Origin of the sequence: Nocardiopsis camelliae (genome assembly GCF_028993595.1) — a bacterium.
Taxonomy (GTDB): Bacteria; Actinomycetota; Actinomycetes; order Streptosporangiales; family Streptosporangiaceae; genus Nocardiopsis; species Nocardiopsis dassonvillei.
In genome coordinates, this window is record NZ_CP118614.1 from 572945 (window position 1) to 588940 (window position 15996).

16 protein-coding genes and 1 tRNA gene are annotated in these 15996 nt (G+C 72.8%); 13 read left to right on the top strand and 4 right to left on the bottom strand.

The window, feature by feature from the left end:
* Positions 1-126: 126 nt before the first annotated feature.
* The 3 genes from PV789_RS02670 to PV789_RS02680 all read left to right on the top strand — a co-directional run bounded on the left by PV789_RS02670 (position 127) and on the right by PV789_RS02680 (position 3282).
* Positions 127-1299, top strand: a complete 1173-nt coding sequence (locus tag PV789_RS02670; RefSeq protein ID WP_274976015.1) for a DNA polymerase III subunit delta' — start codon at positions 127-129, stop codon at positions 1297-1299.
* Between the two features lie 288 nt (positions 1300-1587).
* Complete coding sequence (locus tag PV789_RS02675) at positions 1588-3111, top strand: alpha/beta hydrolase (RefSeq protein ID WP_274976016.1); 1524 nt, start codon at positions 1588-1590, stop codon at positions 3109-3111.
* A gap of 95 nt (positions 3112-3206) precedes the next feature.
* A tRNA-Thr gene (locus tag PV789_RS02680) sits at positions 3207-3282 on the top strand.
* 173 nt (positions 3283-3455) lie between these two features.
* On the opposite strand, the gene PV789_RS02685 is transcribed toward PV789_RS02680, so the two are convergent.
* On the bottom strand, positions 3456-3611 hold the full coding sequence (locus PV789_RS02685) for a hypothetical protein (RefSeq protein WP_026338560.1): 156 nt from the start codon (positions 3609-3611) through the stop codon (positions 3456-3458).
* 72 nt (positions 3612-3683) lie between these two features.
* Positions 3684-4517: an exonuclease domain-containing protein gene (locus tag PV789_RS02690; protein WP_274976017.1), complete on the bottom strand. Its 834-nt coding sequence runs from the start codon at positions 4515-4517 to the stop codon at positions 3684-3686.
* Positions 4518-4686: 169 nt separating this feature from the next.
* On the opposite strand from PV789_RS02690, the gene PV789_RS02695 reads away from it, so the two are divergent.
* Positions 4687-4905, top strand: a complete 219-nt coding sequence (locus tag PV789_RS02695; RefSeq protein ID WP_019610471.1) for a hypothetical protein — start codon at positions 4687-4689, stop codon at positions 4903-4905.
* Between the two features lie 37 nt (positions 4906-4942).
* A complete protein-coding gene (locus PV789_RS02700) occupies positions 4943-5332 on the top strand; it encodes a hypothetical protein (RefSeq protein WP_274976018.1) in 390 nt (129 codons plus the stop codon).
* A gap of 22 nt (positions 5333-5354) precedes the next feature.
* On the opposite strand, the gene PV789_RS02705 is transcribed toward PV789_RS02700, so the two are convergent.
* Positions 5355-5942 carry a cupin domain-containing protein gene (locus PV789_RS02705; RefSeq protein WP_274976019.1) on the bottom strand — a complete coding sequence of 196 codons (588 nt, stop codon included), beginning with the start codon at positions 5940-5942 and terminating at the stop codon, positions 5355-5357.
* Positions 5943-6488: 546 nt separating this feature from the next.
* On the opposite strand from PV789_RS02705, the gene PV789_RS02710 reads away from it, so the two are divergent.
* Complete coding sequence (locus PV789_RS02710) at positions 6489-6725, top strand: hypothetical protein (RefSeq protein ID WP_274976020.1); 237 nt, start codon at positions 6489-6491, stop codon at positions 6723-6725.
* Positions 6726-6825: 100 nt separating this feature from the next.
* Positions 6826-7419: an RNA polymerase sigma factor gene (locus PV789_RS02715; RefSeq protein WP_274976021.1), complete on the top strand. Its 594-nt coding sequence runs from the start codon at positions 6826-6828 to the stop codon at positions 7417-7419.
* A 421-nt stretch (positions 7420-7840) separates the two neighbouring features.
* On the opposite strand, the gene PV789_RS02720 is transcribed toward PV789_RS02715, so the two are convergent.
* Positions 7841-8368 carry an inorganic diphosphatase gene (locus PV789_RS02720; protein WP_013155954.1) on the bottom strand — a complete coding sequence of 176 codons (528 nt, stop codon included), beginning with the start codon at positions 8366-8368 and terminating at the stop codon, positions 7841-7843.
* Positions 8369-8454: 86 nt separating this feature from the next.
* Here PV789_RS02720 and dacB point away from each other — a divergent pair, with 86 nt between their 5' ends.
* The 6 genes from dacB to folE all read left to right on the top strand — a co-directional run bounded on the left by dacB (position 8455) and on the right by folE (position 15716).
* Positions 8455-9822, top strand: coding sequence for a D-alanyl-D-alanine carboxypeptidase/D-alanyl-D-alanine endopeptidase (dacB, locus tag PV789_RS02725; RefSeq protein WP_274976022.1), 1368 nt, complete (start codon positions 8455-8457; stop codon positions 9820-9822).
* A 180-nt stretch (positions 9823-10002) separates the two neighbouring features.
* Positions 10003-11085: a zinc-dependent metalloprotease gene (locus PV789_RS02730; RefSeq protein WP_212644627.1), complete on the top strand. Its 1083-nt coding sequence runs from the start codon at positions 10003-10005 to the stop codon at positions 11083-11085.
* Positions 11082-12086 carry a tRNA lysidine(34) synthetase TilS gene (gene tilS, locus PV789_RS02735; RefSeq protein ID WP_274976023.1) on the top strand — a complete coding sequence of 335 codons (1005 nt, stop codon included), beginning with the start codon at positions 11082-11084 and terminating at the stop codon, positions 12084-12086. Before PV789_RS02730 ends, tilS begins: the two co-directional genes overlap by 4 nt.
* 138 nt (positions 12087-12224) lie before the next feature.
* On the top strand, positions 12225-12779 hold the full coding sequence (gene hpt, locus PV789_RS02740) for a hypoxanthine phosphoribosyltransferase (RefSeq protein ID WP_274976024.1): 555 nt from the start codon (positions 12225-12227) through the stop codon (positions 12777-12779).
* Between the two features lie 283 nt (positions 12780-13062).
* Positions 13063-15120, top strand: coding sequence for an ATP-dependent zinc metalloprotease FtsH (gene ftsH, locus PV789_RS02745; RefSeq protein WP_274976025.1), 2058 nt, complete (start codon positions 13063-13065; stop codon positions 15118-15120).
* A complete protein-coding gene (gene folE / locus PV789_RS02750; RefSeq protein WP_047870502.1) occupies positions 15117-15716 on the top strand; it encodes a GTP cyclohydrolase I FolE in 600 nt (199 codons plus the stop codon). The genes ftsH and folE overlap by 4 nt, the downstream gene beginning before the upstream one ends.
* Positions 15717-15996 lie beyond the last annotated feature (280 nt).

The window sequence follows — 15996 nt, forward strand, 5'->3', positions numbered from 1 at the left end:
CCCCGCCCGGGCGAGGCGGAGCGCTCCCGGCGCTCCGACGGGGGGAGACCGGCCTGTGGACAACGGCCCGGACGTCGGCGCCGACTCCTATCCTGAAGACCGAAGCACCAGCGGTGGGAGGGAAGCATGACGGTCTTCGACGACCTCATCGGCCAGCGGTCCACGGTGGGCCAGCTCCAGCGGGCCGTCGCCGGGGCCGCCGACCTCGTCTCCGGCGGACGGGGCACGGGGATGACCCACGCCTGGCTGTTCACCGGGCCGCCCGGATCGGGCCGGTCGGAGGCCGCCCGGGCCTTCGCAGCCGCCCTCCAGTGCCCGGACGGCGGCTGCGGGCACTGCGGCTCCTGCCACCAGACCCTCGCCGGGACCCACCCCGACGTGCTGTACGTGCGGCCCAGCGGGCTGAGCTTCGGTGTGGCCGCCACCCGCGACCTCGTGCTGCGCGCGGGCTCCAAGCCCTCCGGCGGGCGGTTCCGGATCGTGCTGTTCGAGGACGCCGACCGCGCCACCGAGGCCGCCTCCAACGCCCTGCTCAAGGCGGTGGAGGAGCCCTCTCCGCGCACGGTGTGGCTCCTGTGCACCCCCACCCCCGACGACCTGCTCGTCACCATCCGCTCGCGCTGCCGCATGGTCACCCTGGCCACGCCCGGCACCCCGGAGCTGGTGGACGCCCTCGTCCAGCGCGACGGGATCGACGCCGAGACCGCCCGCGCGGCGGCGGTCGCCGCCTCCGGGCGGATCGACCGGGCCCGGCAGCTGGCCACCGACCCCGAGGCGCGCAGACGCCGGGAGGAGGTGCTGTCCATCCCCGCCCGGCTCGACGGGCTCGGCGCGTGCGTCACCTCCGCCGCCCGGCTCTACGAGATCGCCGAGGAGGAGTCCAAGGCCCTCACCACGGCGCTCGACGAGAAGGAGAGGGAGGAGCTGCGGGCCGCGTTCGGCGAGGGCTCCACGGGCAAGGGCGTGGCCAAGGCGATGCGCGGCTCCGCGGGCGCGATGAAGGACCTGGAGGAGCGGCAGAAGCGCCGCGCCACCCGCATCAAGCGCGACTCCTACGACCGCGCCCTGCTCGACCTGGTCGCGTTCTACCGGGACGCGCTCACCCTCCAGCTGGGCGCGAGGGTGGAACTGTCCACGGTCGAGCGCTCCGGCGACCTGGAGCGCGTCGCCCGCTCCAGCACACCGGAGTCCACGCTGCGCAGGATCGACGCCATCATGGAGTGCCGCGAGCGCATCGCCGCGAACGTGCACCCCCAGATCGCCATGGAGGCCATGACCTCCGCCCTCCTGGCCGGATAGGCGACCGCCGTGCGGGCCCCGCCCGCGGGCGGGGCCGCCGCCCCGGGCGCCGTTCCGGCGGTCTCGCGGCGGGCGCGGCCCTCCGGGCGAACCCGTCACGGGACGGTGCGGCGGCCCGGTGCCGGGGACGGGACACCGCCCCGGCGGGGGGAGAAACGCGGGTTCGACCGGTGCGGGCCGCGCCGGTCGTGGAGAATGGATCGGCGCCGACGACACGTCGGTCGCGGTCGGACGTGACGAGAGGGCGGGGCACCGTTGGCGACGAGGGTTCGGGGACCGTGGGCGGCCGTGCTCGCCGGGTCCGTGCTGCTGGCGACGGCGTGCACGGCGCAGGGCGACCAGCAGAGGGAGGGAAGCGCCGCGCCCGGACCCTCCGGGGACCTGGCGGCCTTCACCGACCAGGAGCTGGCCTGGGGCGAGTGCGAGAGCGGAGGGCCCGGCACCGAGTGCGCCACCTACGAGGTTCCCCTCGACTACGAGGACCCGGACGGCGAGCGCATCGAGATCGCGGTCAAGCGCCTCCCCTCCGAGGGCGGTGACGTCCTCGGCTCCCTGCTCGTCAACCCCGGCGGGCCCGGCGGCTCCGGGTACGACTTCGTGGACCACGCCCCCCACACGGTCAGCGACGCGGTGCGCGAGAGGTTCGACGTGGTCGGGTTCGACCCGCGCGGTGTCGGCCGCAGCTCACCGCTGACCTGTCTGGACGCCGAGGGTATCGACGAGTTCCTCGGCGGGGTGGACAGCGTCGAGGGCGACGGCGACATGTCCGAGGTCTCCGCGGCCGAGCTGACCGAGCTGGAGGAGGACAGCCGCGGCTTCGTCGAGGCCTGCCAGGCCAACCACCCCGAGCTGATGCGGCACGTGGGCACCGCCGACGTCGCCCGCGACATGGACCTGCTGCGCGCCCTGCTCGGCGACGAGAAGCTCACCTACCTGGGCGCCTCCTACGGCACCAGCATCGGCGCCCACTACGCCGAGCAGTTCCCCGACCGCGTCCGCGCCCTGGTGCTCGACGGCGCCGTGGACCCCAGCCAGGGTCAGCTCGACCTCAGCGTGCAGCAGGCGACCGGGTTCGAGACCGCCCTGCGGGCCTTCGTGGAGGACTGCCTGAGCCGGTCGGACTGCCCGCTCGGCGGCCCCGGCGACAGCGTGGACGACGGCATCGGGGAGCTGACCGCCTTCCTGGCCGACACCGCCGAGAACCCCCTGTCCAACAGCATGGACGACCGCGAGGTCAACCGCGCCCGCGCCGAACTGGGCGTGCTAGCCGCGCTCTACACCGAGGACTGGTGGCCGCGCGTGCGCGAGGCCCTCACCGCCGGCGCCGAGGGCGACGGCACCCTCCTGCTCCAGCTCGCCGACGACCTCTACAGCCGCAGTGACACGGACGCCTACGTCAACTCCACCGCCGCGCTCATCGCGGTGAACTGCTCCGACTCGCCCAGCCCGCGCGACGTGGAGGCCTACGCCGAGGCCGCGGCCCAGGCCGGTGAGGAGTCGCCGATCTTCGGCCCCGGCCTGGCGTGGGGCGCCCTGCCCTGCGCGTACTGGCCGGAGGAGGCGGTCGACCCGCCCGTGGAGCTGGACGGGGACGGCGCCGCGCCCGTCATGGTGCTGGGCACCACCCGGGACTCGGCCACCCCCTACGCGTGGTCCGAGGCGCTCGCCGAGCAGCTCGCCTCGGGCTTCCTGGTGACCCGCGACGGCGACGGACACACCGGCTACCGGATGGGCGACCAGTGCATCGACGGGATCGTGGACGCCTACCTGGTCGACCTCACCGTGCCCGAGGACGGCATGGCCTGCGCCTGAGACCGGCGGCCGGGTGAGCTGGCCGCCGTGTCCCCGGCACTCCGCCGAGGGGCTAGAATGGTGACCGCATCGCCGCGTGGAACACGCGGCGGCGCGCCGCCTTAGCTCAGTCGGCAGAGCGATTCACTCGTAATGAATAGGTCGTCGGTTCGATTCCGACAGGCGGCTCCAGCCGAAACGCCACCCCGGTCCGGGGTGGCGTTTCGCGTTGGTGGCCGATCGGGTGACCAGGTGCCTGTTCGGCGGGCAGGCCGCCCACGGCGTCGGCCCTCCGCGATCGCCCGGACGGGCCCGGGTCCTCCCGCGGGCCGCGCGCCGTCGTCCGGCCCGGGCCCGCGCGGCCCTCAGACGCGCTGCCGGTTCTGGAACCAGCCCCACACGGCGGTGGCCACGAACAGGACGGCGCCGATGACGGCGAGCCAGAGCAGGCCCTTGATGACCATGCCCAGGATGGCGAGGATGAGCCAGACCGCCAGCAGCACCAGGATGAAGTAGACCATGTCGTCCCCCAAGATCGCGTCGCTTCGGGACCTACCCGCTTCCGTGCCCGACCGCACACGCGGACCGGCCCGTCAGGGCCAGGTGCCGTCCACCACGGTTCCGTGGCCGGGTTTGCTGCGGTCCAGCCACTCCTGGCGGTTGCGGGCGAAGGCCAGGGACCAGTCGACCTGGCTCTGGTGCAGCTCGGCCAGGCTGACGGCGGCGAGTTCGGGGTGCCTGGCGCCGATCTCCTCGGCCAGGGCCAGCGCCGCCGAGGCGTCGGCGGACGCGGTGTGGGCGTCGGTGAGCTCCACGCCGTAGTACTCGCACATGGCGCCCAGGTTGCGCTTGCCCCTGCGGTAGGGCTCCACGCCCCGGTCGATCACCAGCGGGTCCACCACGGGCGCAGGGGGGCCGCTCAGGCGTTCGGCGAGGGTCGTCAGCCCGTGCCGCCGCATCTCCCCGGAGAGCACCCGCAGGTCGTAGGGGGCGTTGAAGACCACCAGCCCCTGACCGGAGGAGAGCTGGTCGGCCAGGGCCTGGCCGATCTCCTCCAGGCACTCCCCGGCTGGACGGCCCTCGGCCCGGGCCCGCTCCGTGCTGATGCCGTGGATGGCGACGGCGTCCGCCGGGATCTCCCGGGGGCCCGGGTCCACCAGCCAGGTGCGGGCCTTGCCCCCGCGGTCCACCAGCGCGGCCGAGACGAGGAAGGCGGTGTCGGGGTCGCGGGAGGAGGTCTCGGTGTCGAACCCCAGCAGGGGAGTGGTGTGCCAGCCGGGGTGGCCGCCCCGGACGGGAGGGGTGGGGCGCGGCTCGTGCTCCGCGCAGTAGGTGCGCCACCGGCCGCCCTCCTTGACGACGACACCCTCCCCGGCGCCGACGGAGGACTGGCAGTCGGTGCATGTCCCGGGAAAGCGGTTGCGCATGGGATCCTCTCGGCCGGATGGTCGGCACCGCCGTGAACAGCGGCGATTCGTGAACATCGTAGAACGGCGCGGGGACAGTCCGCCTGGGGAGCGTGCCGCGCGCACTACGGCTGGAGACGCCTGGGGCCCTTGATGTGCAAGTGCCGACTTCTGGGGAAGGAAGAGGGACATGAGTCTGGAAGAGGCATCACGTCAACTCGAAGCAGCCATCCACGACGCCCGCGTCTCCTTCGACTGCATCCTCCTGGAGGAGCTGGACCGGGCGCACACGAACGCCATCACCGCGCGTGCCGCCGTGGACGCCGCGGAGCAGGCCATCCGCGTGGAGATGGAGAGACGCGAGTCCGCCGAGGGCGGGGCGCCCGGATCCTCCGGGACCGTGGACTGACCCCTGGCCGCATCGAACAGGTTTTCGAACAGCGGGTATGATCGGAGGCATGCCCGATCAGTCGCTGACGCCGGACTGGCCCGCGAGCGTCCACCCGCCCGGGGCGGACTCCTTCGAGCAGACGGCCCTGGTGTGGCTGTTCGACCACGTGCCCGCCGACTACCGGTTGCACGGCGTCCTGCGGCGCCATCCGGTCGCCCTTTCCCGGCTGGCCCACCAGTACGTCTCCTCGGCGCTGGAGGCCGCCCGGGAGGGCTACCGGACCGCCCGGGTCGACCTGCGCGACCACATGCCGCCGCACGCCCTCGACCAGGTCATGAACGCCTACCTCGCGGAGGGACAGCGCATGGCCGCCGTCCTCAGGTCGGTCGAGGCGGTCGACGCCGCCCTGCGCGCGGCGTCGGCCGAACGGGGCGGCGATGAGTGAGGTCGTGTGCCCGTGCGCCCGTTCAGGCGGTCACCCGGACCACCACGGCCACCTCGTCGCCGGTGTTCACGAGGTGGTGGCCGCCGCCCCCGGCCGAGCCCACGACCCGGGCCCGGCCGGCGGACAGCTCCGACGCCGAGCGCATCTGCCCGTCCGCGGCGGAGGCGATCAGGTGGGCGCGCCCGCTGACCAGGTACAGCACCTCCATGCCGTGCCGTCGGGACGGGTGCGGGGCGGGACCGGACACGAAGCTGTTGGGTTCGAGGGCCACCGCGGTCACGCGGAGCCTGCCGCCAGCCCGGCGCCGGGCCGCACGGGGGGCGGGCTGCCAGCGCCCCCGCCGGGACGGCCGCAGCGCGGGCCCGCTCAGGGAGGCGGCGGCGGCCCGGGCGGCGGCCACCAGGCGGCCCAGGGTCGGCATGCGGCGCTCGCCCAGGTGGGCATAGCCGGAGCGGCGTCCGGCGTCCACCACGTCGCCGATCCCCTCCAGGGAGACGGGTGCGCTCCCGGGGGAGGGCGCGGACGACGGGGCCGGTGCGGCGGCGGCCGGTGCGGCGACGTTGTGGGGAACGGGGAGTACGGCAGTGCCGGAGAGAGTGCGCTGGGGCATCGTGAGAGGATCCTTCACGTGTGCGCGTCCCGGGAACGGGAGCGCGCGGATGTCGTCTGGAAGCCCCGGTGCGCCGGGGCGGCAGGGGGAACGGCCCCGCGGGTTCACGCGGAGACGGAGATCACCCTGCTGGGAGGTGCCCAGCGCCCGGCGTCCACGATGGACTGGGGTGCGCGGAGGGGCACGCGGTCGGTCGGCGGCGTACGAGGACGCCTCGGCTACGACTCAGCGACGACAACACGGACACGCCGCACGGGCCAGGTGGCAGGAGGCCCCGGGGGCCGTACGAGCCATGGCGTCGGTGCGCGTGCGCGGATACATGGGTGTAAGGAGACCAGCAAAGGCCGGGAGGAGTCAAGCGACGGTGCGGTGGCCGCGCGTGTCGTCCCCCTCACCCCGGCGTTCGCGGGGCGTGTTGCGGGCGGCGCTCCGTGGTGGTGACATGTGGAACCCGAGTACGGTGTGCGGCCACCGCCGGAAAAGGCTCCATCCCCCAGCCGTAGTGACAGGAGCGGCCGTTATGGCATCCGTCCCCGGAAGGCGCAGTTGAGCACCGAGGCGCCGGGACTGTGGGCGCGTGTCCTGGTGCGCGCGCTGGTCGTCGCGGCCGCCTGGGTGATGGCGCTCGGCTTCCTCGGACCGGGGGAGGCCCTGCTCGTCGCCGTTCTGACCGCGCTCACCTTCGTGCTGCTGTGGCTGCGCGCCCGCACCGCGGGACCGGCCGCGCCGCCGCCGGGCTCCCCCCGGGGTCCGGACCCGCGCCGACCCCCGGAGGAGGGCTGAGCCGCCCGCGCGGCCCCGGGGCCCGCCCGCGCCATGCCGCCGGACGCTCTTTCGACAAAGCGGTGAGCACCGTGCCGCGCGCGGCGTAGATTCTTGGTCTATGACGGACCGGGATCTTCTCCACGCCCTGCGCTCCGGCCGTACTCCGCCGGAGGACGCCTACGCCAGGCTTCTCGACGCGTACGGAGCGGAGCTGTACCGGCGCTGCATCCTGGTCCTGCGCGACCGCGACGCCGCGCACGTGGTGCTCAGGGACACGCTGATCGTCGCCCGCGCGCACATCGGGCGCCTCGCCGACGCCGACCGGCTGGGGGAGTGGCTGCACGCGCTCGCCGAGGCCGAGTGCGCCCGCCACCGGGCCAACGGTTCGCGGGCCGGGGCCCCGGACGAGCCGGGGCTGCCGGAGAACACCGCGCTGGTCCCGACACGGGTGCTCAACGGCATGGTCGGACCCGAACTCGACGGCTACCGCACGCACGTGGCCGTGCGCGCCGACCGCTTCGACCGCGAGGGCTTCCCCAAACCGCCGGGCGACCCGCTCCTGACCCGCGGCCTGGCCTCCCTGCTGCCCGTCGCGCTGGCGCTGCTGTGCGCCCTGCTGCTGATCGTGCTGGCGGGCTACGTGCTCACCACGGACTCCGCGCACGAGCCCTTCCCGGGCCCCGGGGCGGTCGCCTCGCGCAGCCAGCGCTGAGGACACCGCCCGGACACGGCGCGGCCCGACGGGGAGTCCTCCGCCGGGCCGTCGCGGCGACGCCGTGACACGTGTGCTCGCGAGCGACTGGGCCTGCCGCTGTGGACGGGGCTTCTGCTCTGGGGGGTTGTTCGGGTGCCCACGGGGTTCTGGAGGTGCCGGAGGTGAGGCTGCAAGCAGGACTGCGCCGTAGGCGCCCGGTGAGGGTGGTGGTGGGCGACGGGTGGGCACGAGCCGTCTCACCGGAGGCGCCACTGTGCCTGCTTCAACCCGATTCCCGTTCTCCGGGCGCCCGAACAAGGGAAAAGCCGCGCTTCGCGTCCGTTGGGGGTGGCAGCCCGCCTCGCCGCGAAGCGCCCCCGGCGGGCGGTGGCGGGCGACGGGCGGGCCGCAGCGAAGCGGAGGCCCCGAAGAGCACTGACTAGCTTTCCTTGACCTCGGAGATGTGCGAGGCGTCGCCGTGCACGCCCGCCTCCTCGGCGCGCTTGACCGAGGCCACGATCTCCTGCTCGGCCTCGTGGCGGCCGACCCAGGTGGCGCCCTCCACGGACTTGCCCGGCTCCAGGTCCTTGTAGACCGTGAAGAAGTGCTCGATCTCCAGGCGCTCGAACTCGTTCACGTGGTGAATGTCACGCAGGTGCTCCTGGCGCGGGTCCGTCGCGGGGACGCAGAGCAGCTTGTCGTCGCCCCCCGCCTCGTCGCGCATGCGGAACATGCCGATGGCGCGGGCCCGGATCAGGCAGCCCGGGAACGTCGGGGCCTTGAGCAGAACGAGGGCGTCCAGGGGGTCGCCGTCCTCGCCGAGGGTCCCCTCGACGAACCCGTAGTCGGCGGGGTAGGTCGTGGAGGTGAACAGCATGCGGTCGAGACGGATACGACCGGTCTCGTGGTCCACCTCGTACTTGTTGCGCTCCCCCTTGGGGATCTCGATCGTAACGTCGAATTCCATGCTGATCTCGGCTCCCAATGCGACTAATGTCGCCGTATAACTACAACGTCAGGCCGCTACACCGAAGGAAGGGCAGGTGCCCCCGAGTGCGACGGGTACGAGGCGAGGCGCTCCTCGCGCTGGCCCTGCTCAACATATTCGTGCTGATCGCCGGGTTTGTCGCCCTCGACGTGATCGGGGCGCGTCCCCTTCCCGCGGCGCCCAACCCCGTCACGGACGCCGAGGGCGTGGCGGCGGCGCAACCCGCGGCCTCGACTCCGGCGGCCCCGGAACGGATCGCGGACATCCTCGATGATCCCATGTCGGATTCCGGGATCGAGGAGGGCCTCTCCGGTTTCGTCGTGGACGCCGCCACCGGTGAGACGCTCTTCGAGCTGGACCCGGACGCCCCCGTGACCCCGGCCTCGACCACGAAGATCGCCACGGCCGTCGCCGTTCTGGACACCGTCGGACCCGACCAAGTGCTGAGCACCGAGGCCTACCTGGTGCCCGGACAGGACCGCGTGGTGCTGCGCGGAGAGGGCGACGTCACCCTGACCACGACCGCCGACTCCGCAGCTTACCCGCAGGTAGCGACCCTGGAGGAGCTGGCCGAGCGCACTGCGCGGGCCCTGGGCGCGGAGGGTGTCGACACGGTCTCCCTCGGCTACGACGACTCGCTGTTCACCGGCCCGGACACCGGCCCCGGCTGGAAGCCCAACTACGTCACCGAGGGCAGCACCGCCACGGTGCACGCGCTGATGATCGACTCCGGGAGGTTCTCCACCGAGGCCAGCGGCTACGGGTCGCGCGTGCCGGACCCGCCCCTGTTCGCGGCCGAGGCCTTCGCCGGACAGCTGGAGGAGGCGGGGATCACGGTCGAGGGCTCCCCCACCGAGGAGCGGGCCTCCGGGGAGCCCGTCGCCAGCGTCGACTCGCCCCCGATGTCGGCCCTGGTCGAGCACATGATGCTGGCCAGCGACAACAACATGGCCGAGGCGCTGGGGAGGGTCACCGCGATCGCCCTGGGCGGGGAGCCCTCCTTCGACGGCGCCGCCGCGGCCACCCACCAGGTGATGGACAGCCTGGGCGTGGAGGGCGTCCAGCTTTCGGACAACAGCGGCCTGAGCACCGAGAACAGGATCACGTCCCGGGCCCTGGTGGAGCTGCTGCGGCTGGCCGCGAGCGGTGACCGCCCCGACCTCAACGCCGCGGTCACCGGGCTGCCCACGGCCAACTCCACGGGCACCCTGGCCAGCGGGGGCCGCTACTCGGTCCACTCCACGGCGCACGAGGGCGCGGGGCTGGTGCGCGGCAAGACCGGCACCCTGAACGGGGTGAGCACCCTGGCCGGGACCATCCACGACCAGGAGGGCAACGTGTTCCTGTTCGCCTTCATGGCCAACCACCCCGCTGCCGTCGGCTCCCGGCTGGACCCCCTGGCCGCCGCCCTCAGCCAGTGCGGCTGCTCCTGACCGGATCACCACGCGGGCGCGCCCCCGGCCGCGCGGCCCGGCGGCCGCGCGCAACCGCCCGGTGACACCGGAGGAACCGGGGAAATCGGCCGTCCTCAGGGTCATCCCGGGCGGTACCCGGAATTCCCACCCTGATCCCCGTGCCGTCCCGCGCCTCGTGGGTAGGCTGGCGGTGTGACTGTGATCGACTGGGACGTAGCCGTGAACACCGGTGTCCGCCTCGTGCGCCCGGGCCCGCAGGTGGACCTGTCCGACGCGCGGCAGGCCGTCGCGCAGTTGCGGGAGCTCTCCACCGTGGCGGCCGGACACGTGCGCGAATTCACCGGGATGAACCCCCTCGAACCAGCGGGCCCCGCGGTCATCGTGGACCGCCCCGGCTGGATCCGAGCCAATGTCGACGGGTTCCGAGTGGTCATCGAACCCGTACTCGAACAGATGGGCGCCGACCGGCTCAACAACAGCCCGGCCGGGAACCTGACCAGCGCGGTCGGCTCCCGGATCACCGGGGTGCAGCTCGGAGCGGTGCTCTCCTACCTGGCGGGGAAGGTCCTCGGCCAGTACGAGCTCTTCCTGCCGCCCGACCCCGACGGCACCCTGCCGACCGGCCGTCTGACCCTGGTGGCGCCCAACATCGTCAACGCCGAACGCGAGATGGACGTCGACCCCCGGGACTTCCGCCTGTGGGTGTGCCTGCACGAGGAGACCCACCGCATGCAGTTCACGGCCACGCCGTGGCTGCGCGGCCACGTCCAGGAGCTCATGCAGGAGCTGCTCCTGTCGTCGGAGATGAACGCGGGCGACCTCATCGGCAGGCTGCGCGCCGCGGGCGAGGCCGTCGCCGACGCCGTCCGGGGCGGGGGCGAGAGCAACCTCATCACCGCCATCCAGAGCCCCGAGCAGAGCGAGATCATGGACCGGGTCACCGCGGTCATGAGCCTGGCCGAGGGGCACGGCGACTTCGTCATGGACGCCGTCGGCCCCGAGGTGGTGCCCAGTGTCGCCACCATCCGCGCCCGCTTCCAGAAGCGCCGCGAGTCCGCCAACCCGATCGACCGGATCATGCGCCAGCTGCTGGGCATGGACATGAAGATGCGTCAGTACGAGGAGGGCGCCGCCTTCGTCCGCGCCGTGGTGGGCGAGGTCGGCATGACCGAGTTCAACCGGGTGTGGACCTCGCCCGAGACCCTGCCCACCCTGGCGGAGATCCGCAACCCCACCGCCTGGGTCGACCGGGTCGTGCGCCCGGCCGCCGTCAACGAGTGAGCGGTCCGCACCCCGCCGTCGCCGCCGTGCGCTCGGCGGTCCGGCGGGTGCTGCGCGACCTGCCCGCCGACGCCACGGCGCTCGTGGCGTGCAGTGGCGGTGCCGACTCCCTGGCGCTGGCCGGCGCGGTGGCCTTCGAGGCCCCCCGCGTCGGCCGGGCCGCGGGGGCGGTGACCGTCGACCACGGGCTCCAGGAGGGCTCGGACCGGCGCGCCGAAGAGGTGGCCAAGGTCCTTGCCGGGCTCGGGCTCGACCCCGTCCTGGTCCGGACGGTGCGGGTGACCGGGCCGGGCGGGCCCGAGGCGTCGGCCCGGCGCGCCCGCTACGAGGCGCTGGACGGCGCGGTCGCCGACCGAGCCCCCGCCGTGGTGCTGCTCGGCCACACCCTCGACGACCAGGCCGAGACGGTCCTGCTCGGCCTGGCCCGCGGCTCCGGGGCCCGCTCGCTGGCGGGCATGGCGCCGCGCGCCGGACACCGCCTGCGCCCCCTGCTGGACCTGGACCGGGCCACCGTGCGCGAGGCCTGCGCCCGGATGGGCCTGGACGCGTGGGAGGACCCGCACAACCTCGACCCCCGCTTCGCCCGGTCGCGCGTGCGCCACGAGGCGCTGCCCGCCCTGGAGCGCGCGCTGGGCCCGGGGATCGCCGCCGCGCTCGCCCGCACCGCCGGCATGCTGCGCGCGGACGCCGACACCCTGGACCTGCTCTCCGACGGCCTGTTCGAGGAGGCGTCCGACCCGGGCGGCGGGGGCGGGCGGGACGCGCGCCCGGTCGGGCCCGTGCTGGCCGTGGCGCCGCTGGAGCGGGCCCCCGAGTCCCTGCGCACCCGGGTGCTGCGCCGCGCCGCGCTCGCCGCGGGCTGTCCGGCCGGCGCGCTGACCGCCCGGCACGTGCGCGAACTGGACCGGCTGGTCACCGAGTGGCGTGGTCAGGCCCACATCGACCTGCCCGGGGGCGTCCGGGGCCGCCGTGTCGCGGGCCGTGTCCGTTTCGAGGGCTGAGGTCCGGCTGCGCCCGGCGTGTCCGCCCTCCGCGACGCGCCGCCGCGGGGGAGGGCGGGCCGCTCCGGCTCCGCCGCCGTGTTCGGCACGTTTATCCTGGTTGCCGCAAACGGGGAACCCAGCAGCGAGGACATCAGCGTGGACGCCAAAGACATGGGCCGGGACCTGGAGAAGGTCCTGGTCACCGAGGAAGAGATCAAGGCCCGCCTGGAGGAGATCGGCGCGCGCATCGACGCCGACTACGCGGGCAAGGACCTGCTCATCGTCGGTGTGCTCAAGGGCGCGGTGATGGTGATGGCCGACCTCGCCCGGGTCCTGCACACCCCGGTCTCGATGGACTGGATGGCGGTCTCCTCCTACGGGGCCGGGACCACATCCTCCGGTGTGGTCCGCATCCTCAAGGACCTGGAGACCGACATCAAGGACCGCGACGTCCTCATCGTCGAGGACGTCATCGACTCCGGTCTGACCCTGTCGTGGCTGATCGGCAACCTGAAGTCGCGCGGGCCCCGCTCGGTGGAGGTCTGCACGATGGTCCGCAAGCCGCTGGCCTTCGACGTGGACCTGCACGTGGAGTACGTCGGCTTCGACCTGCCCAACGAGTTCATCGTCGGCTACGGCCTCGACTACGCGGAGAAGTACCGCAACCTGCCCTTCATCGGCACCCTCGCCCCGCACGTCTACGAGAAGTAGGGCGCGCCCGGCCCGCCGCGGACTCCGTACGGGCTCGCACAGGACCCGTACGGAGGCTGTGGGGAGTGCCACGGGAACAACGCGGTGGGGTGTCGTCGTTGCTTTCATGACGGTTCCCGTCCGGTCGTCCGTGCGGGCGTGCCCGCCCTCGGGGGCGAGGTGTACCGTCGAATATCCCGGCGATGTTCCGGGGAACCACGTGTCCGATAGGTCCTGCTTCGGAAACTCCTCTGGGGTGGGGCGGCCTGGTCAGGAGGGACGGACCCGACAGGGTTCCGCTCACATGAATCTGAAGCGTTTTTTCCGCGGTCCGTGGATCTGGATCCTGGCCGTCGGCCTCATGCTCATCATCGGCTTCCGCGTGTTCGACGTCGGCGGCGGCCCCCAGCCCACCGAGACCGACATCTCGACCGTCCACCAGCTCATCGAGCGGGACGAGGTGGACAACGCCGAGATCGTCGACCGCGACCAGCGCATCGTGCTGACCACCGTGGACGACGAGATCTACGAGGCGTACTGGGTCGAGGGACAGGGCCTGCAGCTCGCGGAGATGCTCCAGACCTCCCTGGACAGCGAGGGCTCCGAGCTGGAGTCCTACGAGGTCTCGGTCGCCACCACGCCGGTGTGGACCACCGCGCTGTTCAGCCTGCTGCCGCTGGTCATCATCATCGTCATCTTCTGGTTCATCTTCAGCCAGATGCAGGGCGGCGGCTCGCGCGTGATGAACTTCGGCAAGTCCAAGGCCAAGCTCATCACCAAGGACACGCCCAAGAACACCTTCGCCGACGTCGCCGGGGCCGACGAGGCCATCGAGGAGCTCCACGAGATCAAGGAGTTCCTCCAGAACCCGGCCAAGTTCCAGGCGATGGGCGCCAAGATCCCCAAGGGCGTGCTCCTGATGGGCCCGCCCGGAACCGGTAAGACCCTGCTGGCCCGCGCCGTCGCCGGCGAGGCCGGGGTCCCGTTCTACTCCATCTCCGGCTCGGACTTCGTCGAGATGTTCGTCGGTGTGGGCGCCTCCCGCGTGCGCGACCTGTTCGAGCAGGCCAAGGCCAACGCCCCCGCGATCATCTTCATCGACGAGATCGACGCCGTCGGCCGCCACCGCGGCGCCGGCATGGGCGGCGGGCACGACGAGCGCGAGCAGACCCTCAACCAGATGCTGGTCGAGATGGACGGCTTCGACGTCAAGGGCGGCGTCATCCTCATCGCCGCCACCAACCGGCCCGACATCCTCGACCCGGCGCTGCTGCGCCCCGGCCGCTTCGACCGGCAGGTCGTCGTGGACCGCCCGGACATGGACGGCCGCCGCGACATCCTCAAGGTCCACGCCAAGGGCAAGCCCATGGCGGACGACGTCGACTTCAATGTCATCGCCCGCCAGACCGCCGGGATGACCGGCGCGGACCTGGCCAACGTCATCAACGAGGGCGCCCTGCTGTCCGCGCGCGCCGACCGGAAGGTCATCACCCACGCCGTCCTGGAGGAGGCGATCGAGCGGGTCATGGCCGGTCCCGAGCGCAAGACCCGGGTGATGTCCGACCGGGAGAAGAAGGTCATCGCCTACCACGAGGGCGGCCACGCCCTGGTGGGCCACGCGCTGCCCAACTCCGACCCGGTGCACAAGATCACCATCCTGCCGCGCGGCCGGGCCCTGGGCTACACGATGTCGGTGCCCACGGAGGACAAGTTCCTCACCTCGCGCTCGCAGATGATGGACCAGCTCGCGATGATGCTCGGCGGCCGCGCCGCGGAGGAGCTCGTCTTCCACGAGCCCACCACCGGTGCGGGCAACGACATCGACAAGGCCACCAACCTGGCCCGCAACATGGTCACCGAGTACGGCATGAGCGAGCGCCTGGGCGCCCGCAAGTTCGGCTCCGGCAACACCGAGCCCTTCCTGGGCCGGGAGATGTCGCACGCCCGCGAGTACTCCGAGGAGATCGCCTCCATCATCGACGAGGAGGTGCGCCGCCTCATCGAGTCCGCGCACGACGAGGCCTACGAGGTCCTCGTCGAGTACCGGGACGTCCTGGACGACCTGGTCGTGGCGCTGCTGGAGAAGGAGACCCTGTCCAAGGCCCAGGTGCTGGAGATCTTCGCGCCGGTGGTCAAGCGCCCCTCCCGCGGCTCCTACACGGGTTACGGCAAGCGCCAGCCCTCGGAGCGGCCCCCGGTGCGCTCCAAGAAGGAACTGGCCGTGCTCAACGGCGCCGAGGTCCCGGGCGCCGACGCGGTGCGGGGCTCCACGGACGTCCAGGACCCCCAGGCGGTCCGGGGCTCCTCGGCCAACGGACAGCACCCGGGGCCGTCCGCCGCCGATGAGGGGGACGAGTCGTGAGCGCGTCCGAGGAACTGCCGCCCAGGTCCGTGGACCGTCTGCGCATCGAGCGCGCCGTCCGCGAGATCCTGCTCGCCATCGGCGAGGACCCCGACCGCGACGGCCTGGTCAAGACGCCCGAACGGGTGGCCAGGGCCTACGAGGAGCAGTTCGCCGGGTTGGGGCAGAAGCCCGGGGACGTGCTCACCACCGTGTTCGAGGCCGACCACGAGGAGATGGTCCTGGTCAAGGACATCGAGCTCTACTCCACCTGCGAGCACCACCTGGTGCCGTTCTACGGGGTGGCGCACGTGGGCTACATCCCCGGCGCGGACGGCCGCATCACCGGCCTGAGCAAGCTCGCCCGCCTGGTGGACGTGTACGCGCGCCGCCCGCAGGTGCAGGAGCGGCTCACCGGCCAGGTGTCGGACGCGATCATGGAGTTCCTCCAGCCGCGCGGGGTGATCGTCGTGGTCGAGGCCGAGCACCTGTGCATGACCATGCGCGGGGTGCGCAAGCCCGGGGCCAAGACCGTCACCTCGGCGGTGCGGGGGATCTTCCGCAGCAGCGACCGGACCCGCTCCGAGGCGATGAGCCTGATCCTGAGCCAGCGCTAGGCAGCGTTTTTTGGACCTCCGCTCCGCTTCGGTCCGTGTTCGGACGCCCGGAGAACGGGAATCGGGTTGAAGCAGGCACAGCGGCGCCTACGACGGGTTCGCTCGTGCCCACCCGTCGCCCGCCACCACCCTCAACCGACGCCTACGGCGCAGTTCCCCCACGGGAACCCGTCTCCGGCCCCTCCAGAACCCCGTGGGCGCCCGAACCAACCCCCCCACAAGCTGAGACCGGTTCAAAAAACAGACCCTGGGGGCCTTACCGTGAACCCTCCCCGGCGGC